Annotated in this window: 19 protein-coding genes; 7 read left to right on the top strand and 12 right to left on the bottom strand. The window is 65.3% G+C overall.

Annotated features, from left to right (window positions below):
- Positions 1-12 precede the first annotated feature (12 nt).
- From IC762_RS14060 to IC762_RS14035, 6 genes are read right to left on the bottom strand one after another with little or no spacing between them, the layout of a single operon-like run.
- Complete coding sequence (locus tag IC762_RS14060; RefSeq protein ID WP_195789370.1) at positions 13-732, bottom strand: ABC transporter ATP-binding protein; 720 nt, start codon at positions 730-732, stop codon at positions 13-15.
- Positions 719-1,486, bottom strand: coding sequence for an ABC transporter ATP-binding protein (locus IC762_RS14055; RefSeq protein ID WP_195789369.1), 768 nt, complete (start codon positions 1,484-1,486; stop codon positions 719-721). Before IC762_RS14055 ends, IC762_RS14060 begins: the two co-directional genes overlap by 14 nt.
- A complete protein-coding gene (locus tag IC762_RS14050; RefSeq protein WP_195789368.1) occupies positions 1,483-2,331 on the bottom strand; it encodes a branched-chain amino acid ABC transporter permease in 849 nt (282 codons plus the stop codon). The genes IC762_RS14055 and IC762_RS14050 overlap by 4 nt, the downstream gene beginning before the upstream one ends.
- Positions 2,328-3,197, bottom strand: a complete 870-nt coding sequence (locus IC762_RS14045; RefSeq protein ID WP_195789367.1) for a branched-chain amino acid ABC transporter permease — start codon at positions 3,195-3,197, stop codon at positions 2,328-2,330. Before IC762_RS14045 ends, IC762_RS14050 begins: the two co-directional genes overlap by 4 nt.
- 55 nt (positions 3,198-3,252) lie before the next feature.
- Complete coding sequence (locus tag IC762_RS14040) at positions 3,253-4,440, bottom strand: ABC transporter substrate-binding protein (RefSeq protein ID WP_195789366.1); 1,188 nt, start codon at positions 4,438-4,440, stop codon at positions 3,253-3,255.
- A 38-nt stretch (positions 4,441-4,478) separates the two neighbouring features.
- Positions 4,479-5,831, bottom strand: coding sequence for a UbiD family decarboxylase (locus IC762_RS14035; RefSeq protein ID WP_246801655.1), 1,353 nt, complete (start codon positions 5,829-5,831; stop codon positions 4,479-4,481).
- A gap of 216 nt (positions 5,832-6,047) precedes the next feature.
- Here IC762_RS14035 and IC762_RS14030 point away from each other — a divergent pair, with 216 nt between their 5' ends.
- Positions 6,048-7,898 carry a LysR family transcriptional regulator gene (locus tag IC762_RS14030; RefSeq protein ID WP_195789364.1) on the top strand — a complete coding sequence of 617 codons (1,851 nt, stop codon included), beginning with the start codon at positions 6,048-6,050 and terminating at the stop codon, positions 7,896-7,898.
- A gap of 12 nt (positions 7,899-7,910) precedes the next feature.
- Here IC762_RS14030 and IC762_RS14025 read toward each other — a convergent pair whose 3' ends face one another.
- Both IC762_RS14025 and IC762_RS14020 read right to left on the bottom strand, forming a co-directional pair.
- Positions 7,911-9,179: a Zn-dependent hydrolase gene (locus IC762_RS14025; RefSeq protein WP_433995891.1), complete on the bottom strand. Its 1,269-nt coding sequence runs from the start codon at positions 9,177-9,179 to the stop codon at positions 7,911-7,913.
- A 12-nt stretch (positions 9,180-9,191) separates the two neighbouring features.
- Entirely contained in the window at positions 9,192-10,544 is a 1,353-nt protein-coding gene (locus IC762_RS14020) for a dihydroorotase (protein ID WP_195789363.1), read from the bottom strand.
- A gap of 284 nt (positions 10,545-10,828) precedes the next feature.
- On the opposite strand from IC762_RS14020, the gene IC762_RS14015 reads away from it, so the two are divergent.
- The 3 genes from IC762_RS14015 to IC762_RS14005 are packed head-to-tail and all read left to right on the top strand — an operon-like array spanning position 10,829 to position 13,531.
- Complete coding sequence (locus IC762_RS14015; protein WP_195789362.1) at positions 10,829-11,620, top strand: ABC transporter ATP-binding protein; 792 nt, start codon at positions 10,829-10,831, stop codon at positions 11,618-11,620.
- Positions 11,621-11,634: 14 nt separating this feature from the next.
- On the top strand, positions 11,635-12,474 hold the full coding sequence (locus IC762_RS14010; RefSeq protein WP_195789361.1) for an ABC transporter permease: 840 nt from the start codon (positions 11,635-11,637) through the stop codon (positions 12,472-12,474).
- Positions 12,475-12,490: 16 nt separating this feature from the next.
- Entirely contained in the window at positions 12,491-13,531 is a 1,041-nt protein-coding gene (locus IC762_RS14005) for an ABC transporter substrate-binding protein (protein ID WP_195789360.1), read from the top strand.
- 1 nt (position 13,532) lies between these two features.
- Here the strand turns inward: IC762_RS14005 and hutC are convergent, their stop codons facing one another.
- Positions 13,533-14,267 carry a histidine utilization repressor gene (hutC, locus tag IC762_RS14000; protein WP_195789359.1) on the bottom strand — a complete coding sequence of 245 codons (735 nt, stop codon included), beginning with the start codon at positions 14,265-14,267 and terminating at the stop codon, positions 13,533-13,535.
- Positions 14,264-15,622, bottom strand: coding sequence for a formimidoylglutamate deiminase (locus tag IC762_RS13995; protein WP_195789358.1), 1,359 nt, complete (start codon positions 15,620-15,622; stop codon positions 14,264-14,266). Before IC762_RS13995 ends, hutC begins: the two co-directional genes overlap by 4 nt.
- Positions 15,623-15,739: 117 nt before the next feature.
- Here IC762_RS13995 and hutI point away from each other — a divergent pair, with 117 nt between their 5' ends.
- The 3 genes from hutI to IC762_RS13980 are packed head-to-tail and all read left to right on the top strand — an operon-like array spanning position 15,740 to position 19,310.
- Positions 15,740-16,954 carry an imidazolonepropionase gene (gene hutI / locus IC762_RS13990; RefSeq protein WP_195789357.1) on the top strand — a complete coding sequence of 405 codons (1,215 nt, stop codon included), beginning with the start codon at positions 15,740-15,742 and terminating at the stop codon, positions 16,952-16,954.
- A gap of 34 nt (positions 16,955-16,988) precedes the next feature.
- Entirely contained in the window at positions 16,989-18,659 is a 1,671-nt protein-coding gene (hutU, locus tag IC762_RS13985; RefSeq protein ID WP_195789356.1) for a urocanate hydratase, read from the top strand.
- Between the two features lie 6 nt (positions 18,660-18,665).
- Positions 18,666-19,310: a HutD/Ves family protein gene (locus IC762_RS13980; protein ID WP_195789355.1), complete on the top strand. Its 645-nt coding sequence runs from the start codon at positions 18,666-18,668 to the stop codon at positions 19,308-19,310.
- Here IC762_RS13980 and IC762_RS13975 read toward each other — a convergent pair.
- Entirely contained in the window at positions 19,247-20,059 is an 813-nt protein-coding gene (locus IC762_RS13975; protein WP_195789354.1) for a phosphate/phosphite/phosphonate ABC transporter substrate-binding protein, read from the bottom strand. The two genes, IC762_RS13980 and IC762_RS13975, sit on opposite strands and share 64 nt — an antisense overlap.
- 23 nt (positions 20,060-20,082) lie before the next feature.
- Positions 20,083-21,084 (bottom strand): ornithine cyclodeaminase family protein, encoded by a 1,002-nt coding sequence (locus tag IC762_RS13970; protein ID WP_195789353.1) that lies wholly within the window; start codon positions 21,082-21,084, stop codon positions 20,083-20,085.
- Positions 21,085-21,642: the final 558 nt, after the last annotated feature.

The following is a 21,642-nucleotide window of genomic DNA, read 5'->3' as shown; positions in this document are numbered from 1 at the left end:
CGCGTTGATTGCTTATGGCCGGCCCGGCTCTTTCATCCCGAGGAACGTGGCAAACAGCGAACCGGCTGCCTTCGCTTCAGTCCCGGTGCCCTGATAGATCTGCACCCCCGACGACATCACGCAGACATTGTCGGCGATATCGAGCGCTCGCGCGGTGTTTTGCTCGACCAGCACCACGGTCATGCCGTCCCGTTTGAGCTGCGTCAGCGCGCCAAGGCAGAGATCGACCATCTTCGGCATCAGGCCGAGCGAGAGCTCGTCGACCAACAGCAGACGCGGCTCGGCCATCAGGGCCCGGCCGATCGCGAGCATCTGCTGCTCGCCGCCCGACAGCGATCCCGACAATTGCGAACGCCGCTCGGCAAGCCGCGGGAAATAAGAGAACACGCGCTCGCGCTTCGCCGCATCACGCGCATAAGGATGCGCATAGCCGCCGATCGTCAGATTTTCGTCGACCGTCAGGTCCGAAAACAGTTGCCGGCCTTCGGGCACCACGGCTATGCCGAGATCGACCCGGTTGACCGCCCGGCGGCGCGTGATGTCGTTGCCGTCAAAGTGGATGCGGCCGGCGTGGATGTCGACATGGCCCATGATCGCCATGATCGTCGAACTCTTGCCCGCACCATTCGGTCCGAGCAGCGCAAAGATCGAGCCGGCGGGGACGTCGAGGCTGACGTCGCGCACCGCTTCCACGGCGCCGTAGCCGCAGCTCAAATGATCAAGCGTCAGCATGCGTCACCATTCCGCTTCCGACATAGGCGTCCTGGACCGCAGGATCGACCATCACTTCGCGTGGCTCACCGTCGCCGATCACCATCCCATTGTTCAGCACGATGAGGCGGCGGCACACCCGCATGACTTCCTCGAGATTGTGCTCGACGAGGACGACGGTAACACCGCGCCGATGCACCTCGGATATGGTCTCGACCTGTTTTGACGCCTCCGTATGGTTGAGGCCCGCAAGCGGCTCGTCGAGCAGCACCACCTTGGGATCGACGGCAAGCGCCCGCGCCAGTTCGAGCCGCTTGAGCTGTCCGAGCGGAAGCTCGCCGGCCAGCCTGCGCTCGGTGCCCGCCAACCCGACCGCGCCGAGAATCTCCGCAGCACGCTCGGCCTCGCGTTGCCGGCTGACATGCAACAACGCGCGCAGTGGTCCCGAGGTATAGCCGATCCCCGCGGCCAGGATGACGTTGTCGAGCACGGTCATCTCGCGGAACGGACGGACGATCTGATGGGTCAGCGCCAGGCCGGCCCGAACCCGCGTCGATGTCGGATCGCTTGTCACGTCGGAACCGGCAAGCATCACCTTGCCGCGATCCGGCCGCAGCAGCCCGGCGATGATGCGGATCAGCGTGGTCTTGCCGGCGCCGTTCGGTCCGATCAGACCGACGAAATCGCCGGTAGCCACCGCGCACGTCACGCCGCCAACGGCCTGCACGCCGCCGAACCGGACCGCCACGTCAGCGAGCTCGAGGACCGCGCTCATGCCTTCCTCACCCGAGCAAAGAGACTGTGGACCACCGCGGCGAGGCCGCCGGGCGCGAGGCGAATTACCAGCACCAGCATCCCGCCGAACACCAGCAGCCGGTAGTCGTTGACGAACCGAATCGCCTCCGGCAGTAGCGTCAGCCCGATCGCGGCAGCGACGACGCCCCAGGTCGAACCGATGCCGCCGATCACGACCATGGCCATCAGCATCACCGACAGGATGAAGTCGAATGCGTCGACCGTGATGAACTGGGTGAAGAAAGTGTAGAGCGCGCCGGCGAGACCCGCGAGCGCCGTCCCGATCCCGAACGCCGCAAGCTTGTAGGCGCCAGCGCTGATCCCGAGCGTCGCCGCCGCGTGCTCGTCCTCTCCAACGGCGCGGAATGCGAATCCCATCCAGGAACGGCTGACATAGAGGCTGAAGGCAACGGTGGCGCAAGCCAGCGCCAGGATCATGATCATGTTGCCGTACGCGCCAAACCCGGTCGCAGGAATGCCGCTGATGCCCATCTCACCGCCGAGCCACGACTGCTTGCGCACAAAGCCGACGAACAGGAAGTTGACGCCGATGGTCGAGACGGCGAGGAAATCGCTGCGCACCCGCAGCGAGGCGAAGCCGACCAGGATGCCGAGCGCACTGCCGGCGACCGCGCCCGCCAGCAGCGCTAGCGGAACACTCGCGGTCGCGACCATGGCCAACGCTGCCGCGTAGGCGCCGGCACCAAAGAATGCGCCGTGACCGAGGCTGATCTGACCGCAAAAGCCTGAGATCATGTTGAGGCTGGTGGCCAGGATCACGTTGATGCCGATGATCGAGACGATGCTGATCGTATAGGCGCTCATGCCGCACGCGCCCCCGTAAAGCCCTGCGGCCGGATCATCAGCAGGATGATGAGCGCGAGGAAAGCGATCGCATCGCGGTCGAGCCAGGCACCGATGAAGATCGTGCCGTAAGCTTCGACAAGGCCGAGCACGAGGCTTGCCACCAGCGTGCCGCGCACGCTGCCGAGCCCGCCCAGCACGATGATGGCGAGCGCCTTGTAGCTGACGACGAAGCCGATGGCGGGATCGACGAGATTATTGAGCAGCGCGACCAGTCCACCGGCGACGGCGGCAAGCGCCGAGCCGATCGCGAAATTGAGATAGCGAACCTTGATCGGATCGATGCCGAAGCTCGCCGCTATGTTCGGCTTCGACACCGTCGCGCGCCAGCCGAGACCGATCCGGGTCCGGGTCGTGAAGACGTGCAATCCGACAAACACCACCGCCGCGGTCACAATGAGCGCGATCTGCACCGCGCTGATGGTGACGCCGTGGATATCGAACGTCGTGAACGAGAGCGCATTCTGACGAAAGGTCACCCCCTGCTCCCCGAACAGGATGCGGAAGGCGTCCTGCGTCAGCACCAGCAGCCCGACCGAGGCGATCATCGGCACGTCCGGCCGATATTTCAGCAGCGGCTCATACAGCAGACGATAGATCGCCATTCCGAACAATGGCGTGAGGAGAACAGCGGCGACGAAGCCGAGCGCGATGCTGCCGGTCGCGTTGGCCGCGAGGACGGTGATGTAGGCGCCCAGTGCGAACACCGCGGCATGCGCCACATGCAGAATCCGCAGCAGGCCGTACACCAAGGTCAGGCCGACCGACATCATGGCGTACATGCAGCCGAAGCTGACGCCGGTCACGGCCAGATCGATGTAATACACCGGATTTGTCCTCCTGGTGGGAGCGCGAACCCCCGGCCCGCGCGCCCCGCCACCATCACTTCTCGGGTGGCGCGAATGCGTTCAGATCGGTGATGCTGCCGGCAGGCTTGAACTTGCCGTCCTTGATCGCATTGACCTGGATCGGCATGATCATCTCGTGCAGGCTGTTGAAGCCGTTCATGTTGCCTTCGAGCAGCGGAAAATCCTTGGTGGCGGCCAGCGCGGCGCGCACCTTGTCGGGCTCGGCGCTGTTGGCGCGCTTGATGCCGTCGGCCATCAGCATCACCGCCGAATAGGTGATGGCGGCGACGCCCTCGGGCGCGTAGCCGGCACGCTGCTTGAACCCGGCGAAGAACTTCTGCAGCGCCTCGTCCTTACGGTCGCGATCGAAGCTGTCGATGATGTAGGTGCCTTCCGCCGCAGGCCCCGCGATCTCGATGAATTTCTCGGAATCGAAGGCCTGCGAGCCGACGATCGGCACGGTGATGCCGGCGGCGCGAAGCTGGGCCACCAGCGGGCCTCCGGTGAAGAAATAGCCTGTTGCGTAGATCCCGTCGGGGTTATCGCGCTTGACGCTCGCCACGATCGAACCGAACTGGCGGTCCTTCAAAGAGTAGCTGTATTTGTTGACGACCTCGACGCTGTATTTCGGCGCCGCCTCGAGGAAGCCGTCCATCGTCGCCTGGCCATAGTCGTTGTCCATGGTGATGGTCGAGACCTTCTTCAGCCCGAGCGTCTTGCCGATATAGAGCGCGGTGGCCGCACCCTGCGGCGGCCCAAGATGCACCAGGCGGAACATGTAGTCGCCCGCGCGCGTGATATCGGGATGCACGCCATAGGCCGAGATCATCACGACTCCGGCCTTCTGGAACACCGGCGCCGCGGCGCGGCCCGACGCCGAATAACTGCCGTTGACCACGAGCTTGACGCCGTCTTCGCCGATCAGCTTGTTCGCGGTGAAGATGGCCTGATCCGACTTGGCCTGGTCGTCATAGGTGACGAGTTGCAATTTCTGTCCGAGCACGCCACCGGCCGCGTTGATGTCCTCGACCGCCATCTCGCCGGCGATCTGGGCGGATTTGCCATCGGTTGCCGCAGGTCCGGTCAACGGCACCTGGAATCCGATCTTGATATCGGCGTGGGCGGCTGGTGCCGCGGCGATGGTGGCGAGGAAGATCAGGCAAGCCAGGCGCGACACGCTCTTTGCACCGAGCGCCGACGGCCTGAGGTTCAGTATCAACATGACTTTCTCCGCGAAGTGAGAGTTGATCGTTGCCATCCCTAGATGAGCTTGTGCCTGCTGAGGATATCTCGGGCGCGTGCAAGCGCCGCCGCCGGCGGCCGTGCCAGATCCCAGTCCTCACGGTCGCCTGCTCTGCGCGTTGCGTCGATGCCGAGCTTGGTAATGGTGCCGCCTTGTTCGAGCGGCTCGGAACGGTCGGCGCGAACGCCCGGTATCACCACATGATCGCGATCCGGCTGCGAGCGCGTCGCGCAGGCCCGTTCGACCTCGATCGGATTCCAGGGATCGATGTCGTCGTCGACGATGATCACCTGCTTGATCAAATTGACGGCCGCCCAGATGGCGAACATGGCCTTGCGGGCTTCGCCCGGGCGCGGTGTGCTCAGCGCTACCACGGCATGCAGCCGCCCGGCGCCGCCAACGCCGACCGCGACTTCGTATACCGACGGTACCGCATTGCGCACCACGCGGCGCAACCCGGCCGCGATCGCGACACCGCCAAGCAGGCAGTGCTCCGGGTGATAACCGGGCAGGATGACCTGGAAGGTCGCGTCGTGCCGCCGCGTCAGTCGCGAAAACGTCGCGACGATGCCGGCGCCGTAGGTCTCGTACATACCGTGAAATTCGCTGACGGGGCCTTCGACGAAGGGCTCGCCGGCATCCAGCTTCCCCTCCAGCACGCATTCGCTGTGCGCGGGCACCAAGAGATCGGACTGCGTGCAGCTGATCACCTCGAGCGGCTCACCGAGCAGGGCACCTGCGATCGGCAGTTCATCGTCGCCGAGACCGAGGTAGAGGCACGCCGCGATCAGCACCGCCGGGTGATTGCCGATGCACACCGCGATGTCGAGCGTCTCACCGCGTGCATGCGCCGCGCGCGCCAGGATCGCGAGGTGATGATTGGGTGCGATGCCGACGAAGGCGCGGTTGCCGCCGAGCGGCATCAGCCGCGCGATCGAGAGATTGGTCTGCCCGCTCGCCCGATCCTTGGCAACGATCGCGCCAGCGGTGATGTAAGGACCGCCTTCCTTCTCGAAGAATCGTGGAATGGGCAATTCGTCCAGCAAGGACGGCGTGGAGATAATTCGCTCCTGGCTGGGGGCCGAAGAGACGAGTCGATGCGGCAGCGGCTTCTCGATCGCGGCGATCAGTGCGGCCTGCATGTCACGCGTGGTACTGCCCATTGCAAGGGCAAAGCGTGGCAGCGAATTGAGCAGATTGCCGACGATCGGCAGCGTCGAGGTGCCCGAGCCTTTGACATCTACAAACCGCAGGGCTGGACCGCTATCGGCTTCGGCGAGGCATGCGGCGAGGTCGTAATCGAGATTGACCGCGTCCGGTATGCTGACGAGGTCGCCAGCATCGGCAAGCACGGACAAGAACGCGCGCATCGACTGCCTGGAAGCGGCTTCCTCGGGCTTCACGGTGTCCTGCGCGCGCAAATCCATCTCGCTCCCGCGTCCATAGTGGACGACATCCCGAGATCGATCATATCGGCCGGAACCGTGCGGTCCATCGGTCTATCGACTAAACCAGCACATAGGGAAAATCGAAAGCCGGATGACGCCGACCGGTCGAGTGGCTATGCTGCCGCGACAAGAGGTCCGATGGTTGAACTGCGCACCCTCGCCTATTTCGTGACGACCTGCAGGGCCACGAGCTTGGCGCGCGCGGCCGACGAACTCGACATCGCCGTTTCAACGCTGAGCACGACCTTGAAGGCGCTTGGCGAGGATCTCGGCGTCAGCCTGTTCAGACGCTCCAACAACACACTCTATCCGACCGAGGCGGCCCGGGCCCTGATGCGCGCCGCCGAGCCGCTGCTGGTCGCCGAAATGTTCGCGCGCCGCCACGTCGCGACGTCGGCCGAAGCCAGGCTGCGGCATCTCATCGTCGACATCAACCTGACCTTCACGATCGGCGGCGTCAGCCGGGCGCTCCGCCAGGCCATCGACAAGATTGCGGCCGAGCGGCCGGACGTGTTCGTCGACCCGCAATGGAAGGACGAGAGGGATTTTCCGCACGTCACGACGCTCGCCGACGACTGGGGCGGGGTCGACCGGAGCCACGTCACGATAGGCCTCGGCGAGGCCGGCTACCGCAAATCGAGGCAGGAAACGGTGCTTCTCTCCGACCCCTGGGTCTTTGCACTCCGCCTGCCCGCCACCACACGCAAACCTCCCGATGCCGCAGAATTGCTGTCCGGCCGGATCGTCGTGCCGATGCTCGCGGCGCCTCTTGTCGAGCAGGCCGATCGCTATTTCAGCCGGCACAAGATGACCGGCGTGCGCTTTCTCAACGATCATCCGGGCGACCTGCCGCGCACCCTCGACGACTACGCCGATGCCGCCATCTTTGTACCGCGCAGCCTGATGTCACCCCGGCTCGGGCTTTCCAACGTCGTGCTGGTCAATCCGGAGCATGGCTTGACCATGGAGCTGGTGGCACGGTCTTCCGAGCCAAATGCTGCGACCAACCTGTTCGTGCGGCACCTGAAGGCCGCGCTCGCCACTGAGCGGCCGGGGCGCCCTGAACGGCCGGTCGTCAGCCTGCGCCAGATGCATTATTTCAATCTGATCCACCGCGTCCGCCGCGTCTCCGCCGCCGCGCGGGGCGCCAATATCAGCCAGCCTGCACTGAGCGAACAGCTGCACAAGCTCGAAAACTCGCTCGGCGGCGCGCTGTTCGAACGCAAGGGCGACGGCGTCGTTCCCACCATCAAGGGCAATCGCTTTGCGCGCTTCGCTGCTCTGATCGAAGCGGGCTTTCGCCGGCTGTCGGCGAACGACGACGGCGCGACGCTGTCGCAGGGGCGGCGAATCGTGGTCGGCATCCTGCCGTCGGTTAACCAGCACGGCTTCCTGGTCAATCGCATTGCCGATGCCACCATCGAAATCCGCGCGCGCTATCCGGCGCTGAAGCTGGTGTTTCAGGAGGCACCCAACGGCACCCTGCAAGACTGGGTGATCCGCGGCCTCGTCGGCGTCGCGATCGTCGAGACGACGCTGCCGCACATGCCGCGGCTACCGCTCGGCTCGTCGGAAGGCCTCGCCGCCATCGCGCACCGATCGCACCGGCTGCTGCCCAGCGGCCCCGTGCGCCTTGCCGATCTGGCCCAGCTCAAACTCGCGCTGCCGACCAACCGCTTTGGCCTGCGCCAGTTGCTGGAGAACGCCGCCTCCGAGCGAGACCTGAAGATCCAGCCCGTCATGGAGATCGACGCGCTGCCGATGGCGGTGTCGCTGCTGGCGCGCCTGCCTCTCTGCACGGTGCTTCCCGCCTCCGCGGTGGCGCGGGAGATCGAAGGTGGCGACCTCGTCGCGCATCCGATCATCGAGCCGACGATCGCACGGCGGCTCTACGTGATCTATTCCGGAGAGCGGACCCTGAGCGAGCCGGAACGCGGCCTCGTCAATATCCTGCGACGAAAATTGTCCGAGTCGGGCGGCGCCGATTAGGCCGCCGGCAACCTACCGGCCTGGTTGCAGCGACTGATCGAGCGCCTTCACCGCCTGAAGGATCACCGCGGCGCCCGCCGCGACCGCGTCCTGTTCCGCCCACTCCTCCGGCGCATGGCTTTTGCCGGCCCGGCACGGCACGAACACCATCGTCGAGCGGCAGATGCGGCTCATGAAGGCGGCATCATGGCCCGCACCGCTCGGAAGGTCGGTCTGGCTGAGGCCAAGATCGCGCGCAGCGTCGCGCAGCAAGGCCTGCAAGGCCGGATCGCAAGCGACCGGCGGTCCGTCGGAGAGCGTGGTGAACGCGCTACGCCGAACCCGCGCCGCGCTCGCGGCCGCTTCGCTTTCGCGATCGAGGGCCGTGATGAAACGTGTCGTTAGTGCAGAATTGGTGGTGCGCGCATCGATGACGAGACGGCAGCGGCCAGGCACGATGTTCGATGCCGATGGTTCGACCCCAAGGATGCCGACCGTCGCGACGAAATAGTCCGCGCCTTCGCCGTCGAGCTGCTCTGCGACCCGGCACACGATGCCGACCGTGGCGGCAGCCGCCACCAGCGCGTCGTGGCGCAAGTGCAGCGGCGTGGTTCCGGCATGGTCCGCCTCGCCCTCGAAGATGATCTCGAGACGGCGGATGCCGACGATCGACGACACCACACCGATGTCGAGCGATTGCGATTCGAGCACAATGCCCTGCTCGATATGCAGCTCGAGGAAGGCGCTGATGTCGCTGCGCCGCGCCTCCGGCAACCGATCCGGATCGCCGCCGACCCGCCGCAGCGCGTCCCGCAGCTTCTCGCCGCCAGGCTCGGCCAGATCGAGCATCTTGTCGTCGAGCGAGCCCGTCATACCGCGGCTGCCGACGCAGGACAGGCCGTATTCGCTAGGCTCCTCGGCGAGAAAATCGATGATCTCGAGCGTGTGATCCAATCGCGTGCCGGACTCGCGCAGCGCACGAGCGATTTCCAGGCCGGTCGCCACGCCCGCAATGCCGTCGAAGCGACCGCCTGACGGCACGGTATCGCTGTGCGAACCCACCGCGATCACGCCGAGCGCGGGATTGCGCCCCTCGATCCGCCCGATCAGATTGCCGGCAGTATCGATCCGGGTCGTCAGGCCGGCTTCGGCGAAACGCTGCGTAAGCCAGGCGCGACCATCCAGGAATCGCTGCGTGAACGAGCGGCGCGTATAGGGGCGCGCCGGATCGGTGATGTCAGCCAGCGCCATGATGTCGGACCACAGGCGGCCGGCATCGAGCGGAAGATTGGATTTCGTCACCGATCCTGTCCGTCAGTGCGCACGCAATGGACTGACAAAGCGGCCGCTGCCGGGCTTGGCAAGCACCTCCCCATCAGCCGCGACACATTCACCGCGAACATAGCTCTCGATGACGCGGAATGGCAGCTCGATCCCCTCATAGGGGCTCCACGACACGAAATTGTTGCCGCTGGCGGCTGCGCTGTAACGATGGGGATCGCGCCGCATCAGCACGATGTCCGCATCGCGGCCGATCTCGAGCGCGCCCTTGACATGCGTGATCCGGAACAAGGCCGCGGGATTGAGTGCGAGCAGCCGCGCGGCATGGGTCAGCGGCAGGCCGCGCTGGTCGAGCCCCTTCAGCAGCAGGCCGTAGAGCGCCTCGAGCCCGGGAATCCCCGACGCATTCTTCAGCATGTTCGGATCGGTCTTGCGGTCTTCCGACCAACTGACGTGATCGGTCGAGACGATCGTGACATTGCCGGCGGCCAGATGATGCCAGAGCGCTTCGACCTCCTTGCGGGGACGCAGCGGTGGATTGATCTTGGCCTTGCCGCCGAGCCGGCGGACATCGTTCTCCTCGTCGAGCGTGAGATAGTGCACGCAGGCCTCGATCGTCGCACCATGTCCTTGCGCGCGGTAGGCCGCAGCGAGCTCATAGCCGCGCCCGATCGAGCAATGCACGATGTGCACGGGACAGCCGGCCGCGGCGCCGAGCTCGTAGACCTCCGCGGTCGCGAGCGCCTCCGTCACCGGAGGCCGCGACAGGCCATGCGCGGTGTAGTCGGTGACCCCGCTGGCCTCGACCTCGGCCATGAATGCCCGCACCATCTCGTCGTTCTCATTATGGATGCCGGCGATCAGGCCGCGCTTTCCGACCTTGCCGAAGCACGCATAAAGCAATTGCGGCGAAATCCGTGGAAAACGCGTCGGATGCGTCCCGAACGTCGAGAACTTGAAGGCCGCGGCGCCGGCATCGACCAGTTCGTCCACTCGCGCCGCGCCCTCGGTCGGATCGATCGTGGCATAGAGCGCGAAGTCGACGCGCGCCTGTGCGCCGGCTTCCTTCACTTTGGTGCGAAACCGCTCTGCAGTCGCGATCAGGCAATTGTCGTCATAGGGCATGTCGACGATCGTGGTGACGCCGCCGGCCGCGGCGCTGCGCGTCGACCAGATGAAATCTTCCTGCCCGAGTTGGCTGCGGCTGTGCACCTGCGCATCGATGGCGCCGGGCAGCACGAGGAAACCGGCACCGCCGTGCTTCTCGCCGGACGGCGCAGCACCCGCGCCGACCGCCTGAACCTTGCCGTCGCCGATAAGGACGTAGCCATTGTCGATCACGCGGTCGGGAAGAACAATCGTGCCTGCAAAAACCTGGTCAGCCATCGTTTCTCTTCATTGATTGTCTGCGGTCGTGGCCGAGACGCTGCTGTGAGGTGAGGCAACGTTAGACGAAGGTCGCTGACGCGCCCAATCCGGATCGGCTGAAGCTGCCGATAGGAAAAACCAAATGGGTCGCACCCAAAGGGCGGTGATTTATTCCACGTCCTCGCCCGGCAAGGCTTGATCAGGCGTTGGGCAACAACGGCTAAAATCTCTGCAGCGATCCCGGCTTGCCCGTTCCGGCGGCTTCGATTATGTATAGACATGTTCGGACGAGGAGTGCCGGCATGAACGACCGCCTACTTGCCTTCGACGGGATCGGCCAGGATTTTCCTGCGCCCGGTACCAAGGCCAATATCCGTGTGCTCGACGGCATCAGCTTCGAGGTCGACCGCGGCAAGTTCGTCGCGGTGATCGGCCCGAGCGGATGCGGCAAGAGCACGCTGCTGCAGATGGCGGCGGGTCTGTTGCTGCCGACCCGCGGCGCGGTTCATCACCGCGGACGGAAGGTCACGACCATCAACACCGAAGTCGGCTTCGTGCCGCAGCAGGCGCAGCTGTTTCCCTGGAAGACGCTGGCCGAGAACGTCGAGCTTCCGCTGCTGCTTCGCGGCGTTGGGGCCGACGAACGAAAACAGCGGGTCGCGAACGCGCTGGACGCCGTCGGCCTGAACGGTTTCGAGCAGCATTTCCCAAACCAGCTATCCGGCGGCATGCAGAAGCGCGGCTCGATCGCACGCACGCTGGTCTACCGGCCCGACATCATCCTGATGGATGAGCCGTTCGGCGCCCTCGACGCCCAAACCCGCATGGTGATGCAGAGCGATCTGCAGACCCTGTCGATGGAAGCCGGCGCCACCGTCGTCTTCGTCACCCACGACATAACCGAGGCCGTCCTGCTCGCCGACCATGTCGTGGTGCTGAGCCAACGGCCATCGCGGCTGCTCGCCAACATCCCGATCGACCTGCCGCGACCGCGCAACATGTTCGAGCCGTTCCGCAATCCGGGCTTCGAGGCGGCCTATGACGCGGTCTGGACCGAGTTCCGTTCGCAGATCGATATCGGGCGCGTTCATTGACCGAGAGCAAGCCGATGACCGAGATGACCTATGACGCCTCCGGCAGCGCGGTGTCGCGTCGCTCCCTCGCCGCGCGCGCAGCAAAACCGCTGCAATGGCTTCTGAAGCTGCTGCCGGGGCTTGCCTTGCTGCTGTTCTGGCAATGGGCCTCCGGCCGGCTGATCAAGGAGATCTATGTCAGCAAGCCGACGGCCGTCGTGGAGCGGCTTTACGAGCTGTTCGCATCGGGCGAAATCTATCCGCATCTGTGGACCACCGGCCAGGAGCTGGTGCTGGGCTATGTGATCGGCGTCGCCGGTGGCGTGTTGGGCGGCTACGCGCTCGGCCGCTCGCCGCAGCTGGCCCGGATTTTCGAGCCCTATGTGATGGCGTTCTACGGCATCCCGAAGATTGCGCTGGCGCCGCTGTTCATCATCTGGTTCGGGATCGGCATCGGATCGAAGATCGCGCTGGCGTCGATCATGGTGTTCTTCCTGGTATTCTACAACGTGTTCGCCGGCGTGCGCAGCGTCGATCGCGAGCTGGTCAATCTGACGCGGATCATGGGCGCAAACCAGCGTCAGCTGACCTATCACGTCTTCCTGCCGGCGGCCGCTCCGTTCGTGATGCTGGGCATGCGGCTTGCGATCCCCTACAGCGTGATCGGCGTGATCGTCGGCGAATTCACCTCGTCGGCGCAGGGGCTCGGCCTGTTCATTCATGAAGCGTCGTCGACCTATGACCCTGCCGGCGTCTTCGCAGGCATCGTCATCCTGCTCGCCTTCGTCGGCGTTGCCAACTTCCTTGCTGGACGGCTCGAACGCCGGCTGTTGCGCTGGCGCTCGTTGTCGGGCGCCGGTCCGATCGACATCTGAACAGACGGAGACAGTCATGCGTGCGGTGATGGTGCTGGCAAGGATCGTTGTCGTCGGAGCGGCACTTCTGGTGCTGCCGGGCGTGGCCAAGGCCCAGCAAACGGTGCGGATCGGGCTTGGCGCGCCGACCCTGAGTTTCCTGCCGATCTGGTCGGCGCGGGCGCTGGACACATTCAAGCCGCAGGGACTGACCGCGAACATCGTCGCGCTGCCCGGTGGTGATCCTTCGGCGCTGGCCGCGCTCGATGCCGGCGACATTGATCTCGCGGCGGTCGGCCCCGATTCGATGCTGCGCGCCGCGGCGAAGGGCCAGCCGTTCGAGATCGTCTATTCGTTGATGTCGAAGGTCACGGTGCAGCTCGTCGTCTCGACTGCACTGCTGGAACGCACTGGCGTGAAGACGAATGATCCGCTCGCGAAGCGGCTTGCGGTCATGAAAGGCACTCTGGTCGGCGCCACCGCGCTGGCCGGCGCGCAGGAAATCGCAGCGCGCTGGCTTGCCGGCAAGGGTGGCCTCGATCCGAAGAACGACCTCAAGGTCGCGCAGGTCGGCAATCCGACTGCGATCCAGGCAGCGCTCGAAGCAAAGCGGATCGACGCCTTTATGCTGTCGCCACCGGAAGGATACCTGGCTGAGAAGGCCGGCACCGGCGCCGTGCTGGTTTCGCTCGGTGACGAATTCCCGCTGCTCGCCAAACAGCCTTATCTCGTGCTGGTCGCCAAGAAGCCGATCAGCCCGGCGACGGCCGACCTCATCACCAAGACGGCAAAGGCCATGCAGCAGGCAAGCGCCGCGGTGATCAGCAAGCCTGACGACACCGCCGCTGCGATCCAGAAGCAATTCTTCGCCAAGGCAGACCCGCAGGCGATCACAGCCGCGCTCAAGTCGATGAGCAGCGGCGTCGCCGAGGGCGGCAAGATCGATGTCGAAAGCATGCAGAATGCGCTGACCTTCGCCAAGGAGGTCGGCACCAATTTCGGCAAGGAGTTCGACGCCAAGGCGTCCGAGAATGATCTGTGGACCAACCAGTTCGTCGATGCCGCGAAAGCCAAATGATCTAGCCGCTCGGCGTGAAGCGGGCGATCAAATCGTAGAGCGGGCCCGGATGAACCAGGCGGACCGACGTAATCGGCTCGCCGTTCCGCCAGGTGCGGCGTTCGATGATCAGGCAGGCGGCGCCCTCCGCGATGTTGAGTTCCGCGGCCATCGTGCTGTCAGCATTGCCGGCCGAGATGCGATGCTCCGCCTCGGTCCACGGCACGTGGTCGACCAGCCAGGTGCTCGGCGACACGACCGAGAAATCCTGCTCCGCGGCTTCCGGAACCGCGTCCAGATTGAGGATGCGGTCTTCGAGCGCAAACGGCTGCTTGGCGGCTTCATGCCGGCAGCGCAGCGCCAAGACCGGCGTGCGCGGCGCGAGATCAAGCCGCGCTTTGTCGTCGCGCGTGGCGATACGTTTGTGCCGTTGCAGCAGCGTATAGCCGTAGCGCTCCCCCCGCTTCTCGACTTCCGCCTTCAGGTCAGGAATTTGCAGCACTGCCGAATGGACTTTCGGCCGCGACACAAAACTTCCGGCACGGCGCCGGCGTTCGACCAAGCCGGTGGCCGCAAGCCCCGACAGCACCTTGTTCACGGTCATCCGCGCGCAGGAATAGGTGTCCATCAGCTCGTGTTCGAACGGCAGGCGATGGCCCGGCGGCCACTCGCCCGACACGATCCGGCCCTCGATGTCGCTGCGGATCCGCTGATAGAGCGCGACGCCGCCGGCGTCCCGTTTCGATCTGGCCTTCATCCGGCGAGCAACCCCTGCAAGGTGCGGCGGAAGTCGGCCGCGACCGATTCCCCATGATGGTGTCTGCCGTTTGTCACAACCTTGCGCCCGGATGTCCAGACGCAGTCCACAGCAGAACGGGCGCTGGCGAAAATCCAGCCGTCGAGAACGGCGTCATCCGACCGACCGGCCTGCGCCGGACTGTCGGCATCGAGGCTGACAATGTCGGCCGCAACGCCCGCAGCGAGGCCGCCGGCGACACCGAGGGCCTGGGCACCTCCAGCAAGCGCGGCATCGAACAGCGCGCGTCCGGTCGAGGGGCTCCGCGCCGACGTCATGACATTGCGCGCCCGCAGCGCGAGACGCTGCGAATATTCCAGCTGACGCAGCTCATCTGCCGCGGCGATCAGCACGTTTGAGTCGGTGCCTACGCCGAATCGACCGCCGGCGCCGCAGAACACCGGCGCATTGAAAGTGCCGTCGCCGAGATTGGCTTCCGTCACCGGACAGAGCCCCGCGACCGCGCCGGTCGCCGCCATCGCGCGGCCCTCGTCATCGGTCATGTGGGTGGCATGGACCAGACACCAGCGGCGGTCGACCGCCGCATGATCGAGCAGCCATTGCACCGGCCGCTGGCCGCTCCAGGCAAGGCAGTCCTCGACCTCCCTGGTCTGCTCGGCGACATGGATGTGGATGGGGCTACCTTGCGCGAGCGGCAGGATAGCCGTGAGTTCCTCAGGCGTGACCGCACGCAGCGAGTGGGGCGCGACGCCGACCAATCCGCCGTCACATCCGGCCACCACGCGCCGCGACGCCTCCATCAATTGCGCGAACCGGTCGACGTCGTTGACGAAGCGCCGCTGCCCGTCGTCCGGTGCGCGGCCGCCAAATCCTGCATGGGCGTAGAACACCGGCAGCAGCGTCAGGCCGATGCCGCTGGCTTGTGCTGCCGCGACAACGCGTCCGGCGAGCTCCGCGATGTCGGCATAGGGTGCGCCCGCGGCGGTGTGATGGATGTAGTGGAATTCGCCGACCCGCGTGAACCCGGCCTCAAGCATCTCGACATAGGCCTGGGCCGTGATCGCCTCGACGTCCTCGGGCGTCATGCGGGTGACAAAGCGATACATCAGGTCGCGCCAGGTCCAGAAGCTGTCGGATGAAGCGCCGCGTCGCTCGGTCAGGCCCGCCATCCCGCGCTGAAAGCCGTGGCTGTGAAGATTGGGCAGGCCCGGAACTCCGATCGCGTGCCGTTCGTCTGCACCGGTTGCAGCGACGCCGGTCTGAACGTTTGCGATCCGTCCTGCCGCGATCGATATCAGCACGTCACGTGACCATCCGTCAGGCAGCAGCGCTTGCTTGAAATGCAACTGGGGCAATCTGGTCTCCGGCGTCAACGAGAAGCTGGACAGCGCGCGTCGGCGATGTAATATGTATAGACAAATGGCGTTTCCGTGCCAAGTGCCGACGCAAAGGATAGCGGGTTTCCATTGGTCATGAGTGTCGCCGATCATGTCTGGCATAGCTGTCGGCTCGCCACCCTGGCCCCACAGCGCGAGGGCGTCGGCGTCATCGACGACGGCTTGATCGCCGCGAAGGACGGCGTGATCGTTTATGCCGGTCCGAAGACGGACGCGCCGACCGGGCTTGGTGCGGCCGAGTGGACCGATTGCGGAGGACGCTGGATCACGCCGGGCCTGGTCGACTGCCATACCCATCTCGTCTATGGCGGCAATCGCGCCGAGGAATTCGAGCTGCGGCTGGCCGGCGCAAGCTATGAGGAGATCGCGCAGCGCGGTGGTGGAATCGTCTCCACGGTCAGGGCGACGCGCGCGGCCAGCGAGGACGAACTCGTGTCGGGCGCGCAGCGGCGTCTCGACGCGCTGATTGCAGAGGGCGTGACCACCCTTGAGATCAAGTCAGGTTATGGCCTCGAGCTCGCGACCGAGCGCCGCCAGCTCCGCGCGGCGCGGCAACTCGCGCGTAACAATCCGATCACGGTGCGGACCTCCTTCCTCGGCGCCCACGCGCTGCCGCCCGAGCGCGCCGGCGATTCCAAAGGCTACATCGCCGACGTCTGCGACATGATCCCGCGCCTTGCCGCCGAAGGCCTGGTCGACGCCGTCGACGCATTCTGCGAGAGCATCGCCTTCTCGGTCGAGGAAACCGCGCGGGTCTTCGCCCGGGCCCGCGACTGCAATCTTCCGGTCAAGCTCCACGCCGACCAGCTCTCGAATCTCGGCGGCGCGGCACTGGCCGCGCGGTTCGGCGCCTTGTCGGCCGATCATCTCGAATATGCCGATGAGACCGGCATCGCGGCGATGGCAGTCGCCGGCACCGTCGCGGTGGTGCTGCCGGGCGCCTACTATTTCCTGCGCGAGAAGCAGGCGCCCCCGATCGCATCGATGCGCAAGCACCATGTTCCGATTGCGCTCGCCACCGACAGCAATCCCGGCTCGTCGCCGCTGACCTCGCTGCTGCTGACCATGAATATGGGCGCGACGCTGTTCCGCCTCACCGTGGATGAATGCCTGGCGGCGGTGACGCGCGAGGCCGCGCGCGCCCTTGGCCTGTTCGATGAGATCGGCAGCCTCGAGGCCGGCAAACGCTGCGACCTCGCGATCTGGGATATCGAACGCCCCGCCGAACTGGTGTACCGGATCGGCTTCAATCCGCTGCACGCACGGGTCTGGCGAGGCCGGACCACATGACCTCTCTGCTCCCACCATCGCTGGACCTGTTGCCATGACCCGTATCGACAATGCACGCGTTGTTCGCGCGCCCCGCGGCCCGGAGCTTTCGGCGAAGAGCTGGCTGACGGAAGCGCCGTTGCGCATGCTGATGAACAACCTCGACCCCGATGTTGCCGAGAAGCCCGGCGAGCTCGTGGTCTATGGCGGCATCGGACGCGCGGCGCGCGACTGGGAGAGTTTCGACCGGATCGTCTCGACGCTGCGCCGCCTTGAGGGCGATGAGACCCTCGCGGTGCAGTCCGGCAAGCCGGTCGGCGTGTTCCGCACCCATGCCGACGCACCCCGCGTGCTGATCGCGAACTCCAACCTTGTGCCGCACTGGGCGACGTGGGAGCATTTCAACCTGCTCGATCGCAAGGGCCTGATGATGTACGGCCAGATGACGGCCGGCTCCTGGATCTACATCGGCAGTCAGGGTATCGTCCAAGGGACCTACGAGACCTTTGCCGAGCTCGGACGCCGTCACTATGGCGGCAGCCTTGCCGGCAAATGGATTCTCACGGCGGGGCTGGGCGGCATGGGCGGCGCGCAACCGCTAGCCGCCGTGATGGCGGGCGCCTCCTGCCTTGCCGTCGAATGCCAGCCTTCGCGCATCGAAATGCGGATGCGCACGCGCTATCTCGATCGCCAGGCCAAGGATCTCGACGAGGCGCTCGCGATCATCGCGGAAGCCGGCAAGACCGGCAAGCCGGTCTCGGTCGGCCTGCTCGGCAACGCAGCAGACATCTTCCCCGAACTGGTCCGCCGCGGAATCAAGCCCGACGCCGTGACCGACCAGACCTCGGCGCATGATCCGGTCAACGGCTACCTGCCCAAGGGCTGGACCATCAACGAGTGGCAGTCGCGCCGCGAGAGCGATCCGAAGGCCGTCGACCGCGCCGCGCGCGCCTCGATGGCCGAGCATGTCCGCGCCATGCTCGACTTCCACCGCATGGGAATCCCGGTCGTCGACTACGGCAACAACATTCGCCAGATGGCGCTCGAGGAAGGCGTCAAGGACGCCTTCGATTTCCCAGGCTTCGTGCCGGCCTATATCAGGCCGCTGTTCTGCCGCGGCATCGGCCCGTTCCGCTGGGCCGCGCTGTCCGGCGACCCCGAAGACATCTACCGCACCGATGCCAAGGTGAAGGAGCTGATGCCGAACGACGCCTCGCTGCATCACTGGCTCGACATGGCGCGGCAGCGCATCGCGTTCCAGGGCCTGCCGGCGCGGATCTGCTGGGTCGGCCTCGGCGACCGGCATCGGCTCGGACTGGCCTTCAACGAGATGGTCGCCCGCGGTGAATTGAAGGCGCCGATCGTGATCGGACGCGATCATCTCGATTCCGGATCGGTCGCCTCACCCAACCGCGAGACCGAAGCGATGCGCGACGGATCGGACGCGGTCTCGGACTGGCCGATGCTGAATGCGCTCTTGAACTGCGCCGGCGGCGCGACCTGGGTGTCGCTGCATCATGGCGGCGGCGTCGGCATCGGCTACTCGCAGCACGCCGGCATGGTCATCGTCTGCGACGGAACGCCGGAAGCGGCGCGGCGCATCGAGCGGGTGCTGTGGAACGATCCGGCCAGCGGCGTGATGCGGCATGCCGACGCCGGCTACGAGCTCGCGATCGAATCCGCGCGGGCCAACAAGCTCGACCTGCCGAGCCTCGATGGACGATAGTTGGCCGTGAGGATCATTCGCGCCAGCGACTGCCGGAGCACGGCCTGGAAGAACGGCGGCGGCTCGACCACGGAGATCGCCGTCGCGCCATCAGGTGCGTCGCTGGACAATTTCGACTGGCGCATCAGCATGGCACGCGTTGCCTCCGATGGCCCCTTCTCCGAATTTGCCGGCATCGACCGTACGCTTGCAGTGGTCGCTGGAAGCAAATTGGCGCTCACTATCGGAGATGCCGCGCCGATCGTACTCGACAGCGACTCGAGTCCGATCAGCTTTGCGGGTGACACGCCGACTTCGGCCCGGCTCACGGCCGGTGCAATCACCGACCTGAATGTCATGACCCGACGCGGCCGGTTCGCGCATCGGCTGTTGCGTATTCGAGAGCCGCAACGTTGCGGCTTTGATGACGGCGACGTCGCGCTCGCCGTGGCCTGCTCCGGCACGCTCGAACTGTCTTTCCTGCAAGACAGCATGAACCTGACCGAAGGCGATGCCGCGCTGCTGACGCGCACAGGCGACGCCGCATTCTGGATCGCGCCAACGCCAACTGCGAAATGCTATCTCGTGCTGCTGCGCGAATGCCGCTCTCAGGCCGGCTCAGGATATCCGGCCGCGCGCGCCTCGGTGTCCCACCGCAGCATCAGGTCATAGTCTTCAAGCACGACGGAAGCGAACGCTTCGAGGCAAAGCCGTTCACGAAGATGCGCACACGCCGGTGCAGTGGCAAACGTCGCAAGAGTTGCCTGCAGGCGGGCAATGATCTCGTCCGGGCAACCGGGAGAGGCGACCAGGAACGGGATCGGCGCCGGATTGGTGACGGCAACCACCCTGATCTGCGACCCGAGACCAGGCTGATGGCGCAGCATCAGGTCGAGCGCGTAGCCGTCGAGCGGGCCGACGTCGACGTCGCCGGCCAGCACCGCCTCGATGACGCGCCGCGGCGTCGTCAACGGCCCGATGCTCTCGCGATAGAGCTTTGCCCCGTTTTGTTGAAAATACGGCAGCAAATGATGCCGCAATGCGTTGTAGCCGGAATGCGAGTCCGCGACGGTGTAGCCGACGCGTCCGCCGAACGTATCCTCGATGGTCTGGAAATTCGCGTCCGCCCGGACCACGAGACAGGTGGCGTAGACCGGCCGCCCGGCAATCGGCGCCTTGGCCGGCACCGGCGCCGCGACCGGCCGCGGCCGCTGCGTCGCCAGCATGAACGGAAAGCCGCACATGAAAGCACAGGCGAGATCGGGACGCGACCACAGGTCCGCCAGCGGAAGCGGAAAGGCGTGATCGAGGATTTCGAGATCGACGCCGCTTGCCTGCGCGAGCCAGCCGAACAGCTCTTTCCATGCAGCGGCCGCCGGCGGATTGACCGAGTACATCCGTGCATTGGCGACGCAGCGCATGTCCTGATGCCGCGGCCTCCCGGTCAGGCGAAGCGCAGGCGCTGGCCGATACCGATCCGCTCGGCCTTCTCCAGCATCGCATGTCCGAGCGCGATATCGGACAGCGAGAGGCCGCGATGCCAGAGCAGATTGGTCTCGGCGTCGCTTTCACGGCCGGGCTTGAGGCCGGCGACGATCTGCCCAAGCTCGGCATGCAGCGTCTTCTCGGAGAGCTTGCCGGCTTCGACATGGGCGCGCAGGCTGCCGAACTTGCCGCCCTTGCACTGGCCCCAGTCGTCGACAACAAGCTTCGACATCAGATCGGTCAGCGACAGCTCGATCGCGCTCATGGTGCCGTAGGGAACGACGAACGCGCCCTGCTTGATCCATTCGGTCTTCAGCATCGGCGTCGGCTTGTCGAGCCGGGAGGCCTCGACCACGATGTCGGCTCCCTCGACGCAGGATTTCCAGTCATCCGTCGCCACCACCTTCTTGCCGAGATCTCGGCTCAGCCGGTCGGCAAAGCTGTTGCGGCTCTCCACGCGGCGCGAATGCACGCGGATCTCGTCGAAATCAAAGAGATGATCGAGCAGGCGGACGTTCCAATAAGCGGTGCCCCGCGCCCCGATATGACCGAGCACCTTGGAATTCTTGCGCGCAAGGTATTTCGCACCGATGGCGGTAACCGCGCCGGTCCGCATGTCGGTGATGCCGCTTGCGTCCATGATCGCCTTCGGCGCGCCCGTCCGGGGATCAAACAGAGCGAGAATGCCCAGCTCCGAGTGAAGCCCAACCTTGTAGTTGTCAACGAAGTCGCCGACGATCTTGACGCCGGCCCTGTCGATCGGCGGCTTGATCGCGCCGCGCAGCACGTTGAAATGGCCGTTGGCTGCGCCGGGCTCGAGGTGGACGCGCGGTTCGATGACCGTATCACCCCTGCCCTGCGCTGCGAGGCTTGTTTCGATGGCAGCGAGGATCTCCTCGTCGGTAATCTTGAGCTCTTCGATGTCGAGCCGGTTGAGGTAGGCGATGTAGATTGGCGGCATACCGAACGCTCCCGAAATATGTCTATACATAAACTCTGGATGAGCAGTGTGTCAATCGCCTGCAAATATGCATGTGTCACGGTTCGAGCCGCTGATGCGCAATCAACTCATTCCGCAAGAACTACTCGATTTCATCGGATGTGCGACGCTACACGGATGTCCGAAGAAGTCGTGAAGGTCCTACCTTCGACAATGAGACTGCGCGTCAGCGCACGCCGTCTCCACTGCCTCGAAATCTGGTCGCGGAGGTGCGCCCGGAGAGGACTCCGCCTCAGGGCCGGCCTCGACGGCCAACTGCTGCCAGGTGGTTATCGCGCGCGCATTTCCTGGATGCTGCGCTGCACTGAGCCCTTGCTTGCGGATTCTCGATCAATTCGGGCCGCGGCGGCCCCTCGGCAAAAGGATCGATCCAGAGGAGTGGAAGTTGAAGCCGGCCCTGCCGGTTCCTCGCGAGGTTTTAGATCGCTACCTTTGCTAGAACCATTCAAAACGTATAGGGTGATTTCGTCACCGGGCTCGAGCAAGAAAGATGCCCGGGACATCAGGGAAGCGGGACGC

Source organism: Bradyrhizobium genosp. L, from assembly GCF_015624485.1.
Taxonomy (GTDB): Bacteria; Pseudomonadota; Alphaproteobacteria; order Rhizobiales; family Xanthobacteraceae; genus Bradyrhizobium.
Note: the sequence above shows the minus strand (reverse complement) of the source record. Positions and strands in the feature narration are given on the sequence as shown.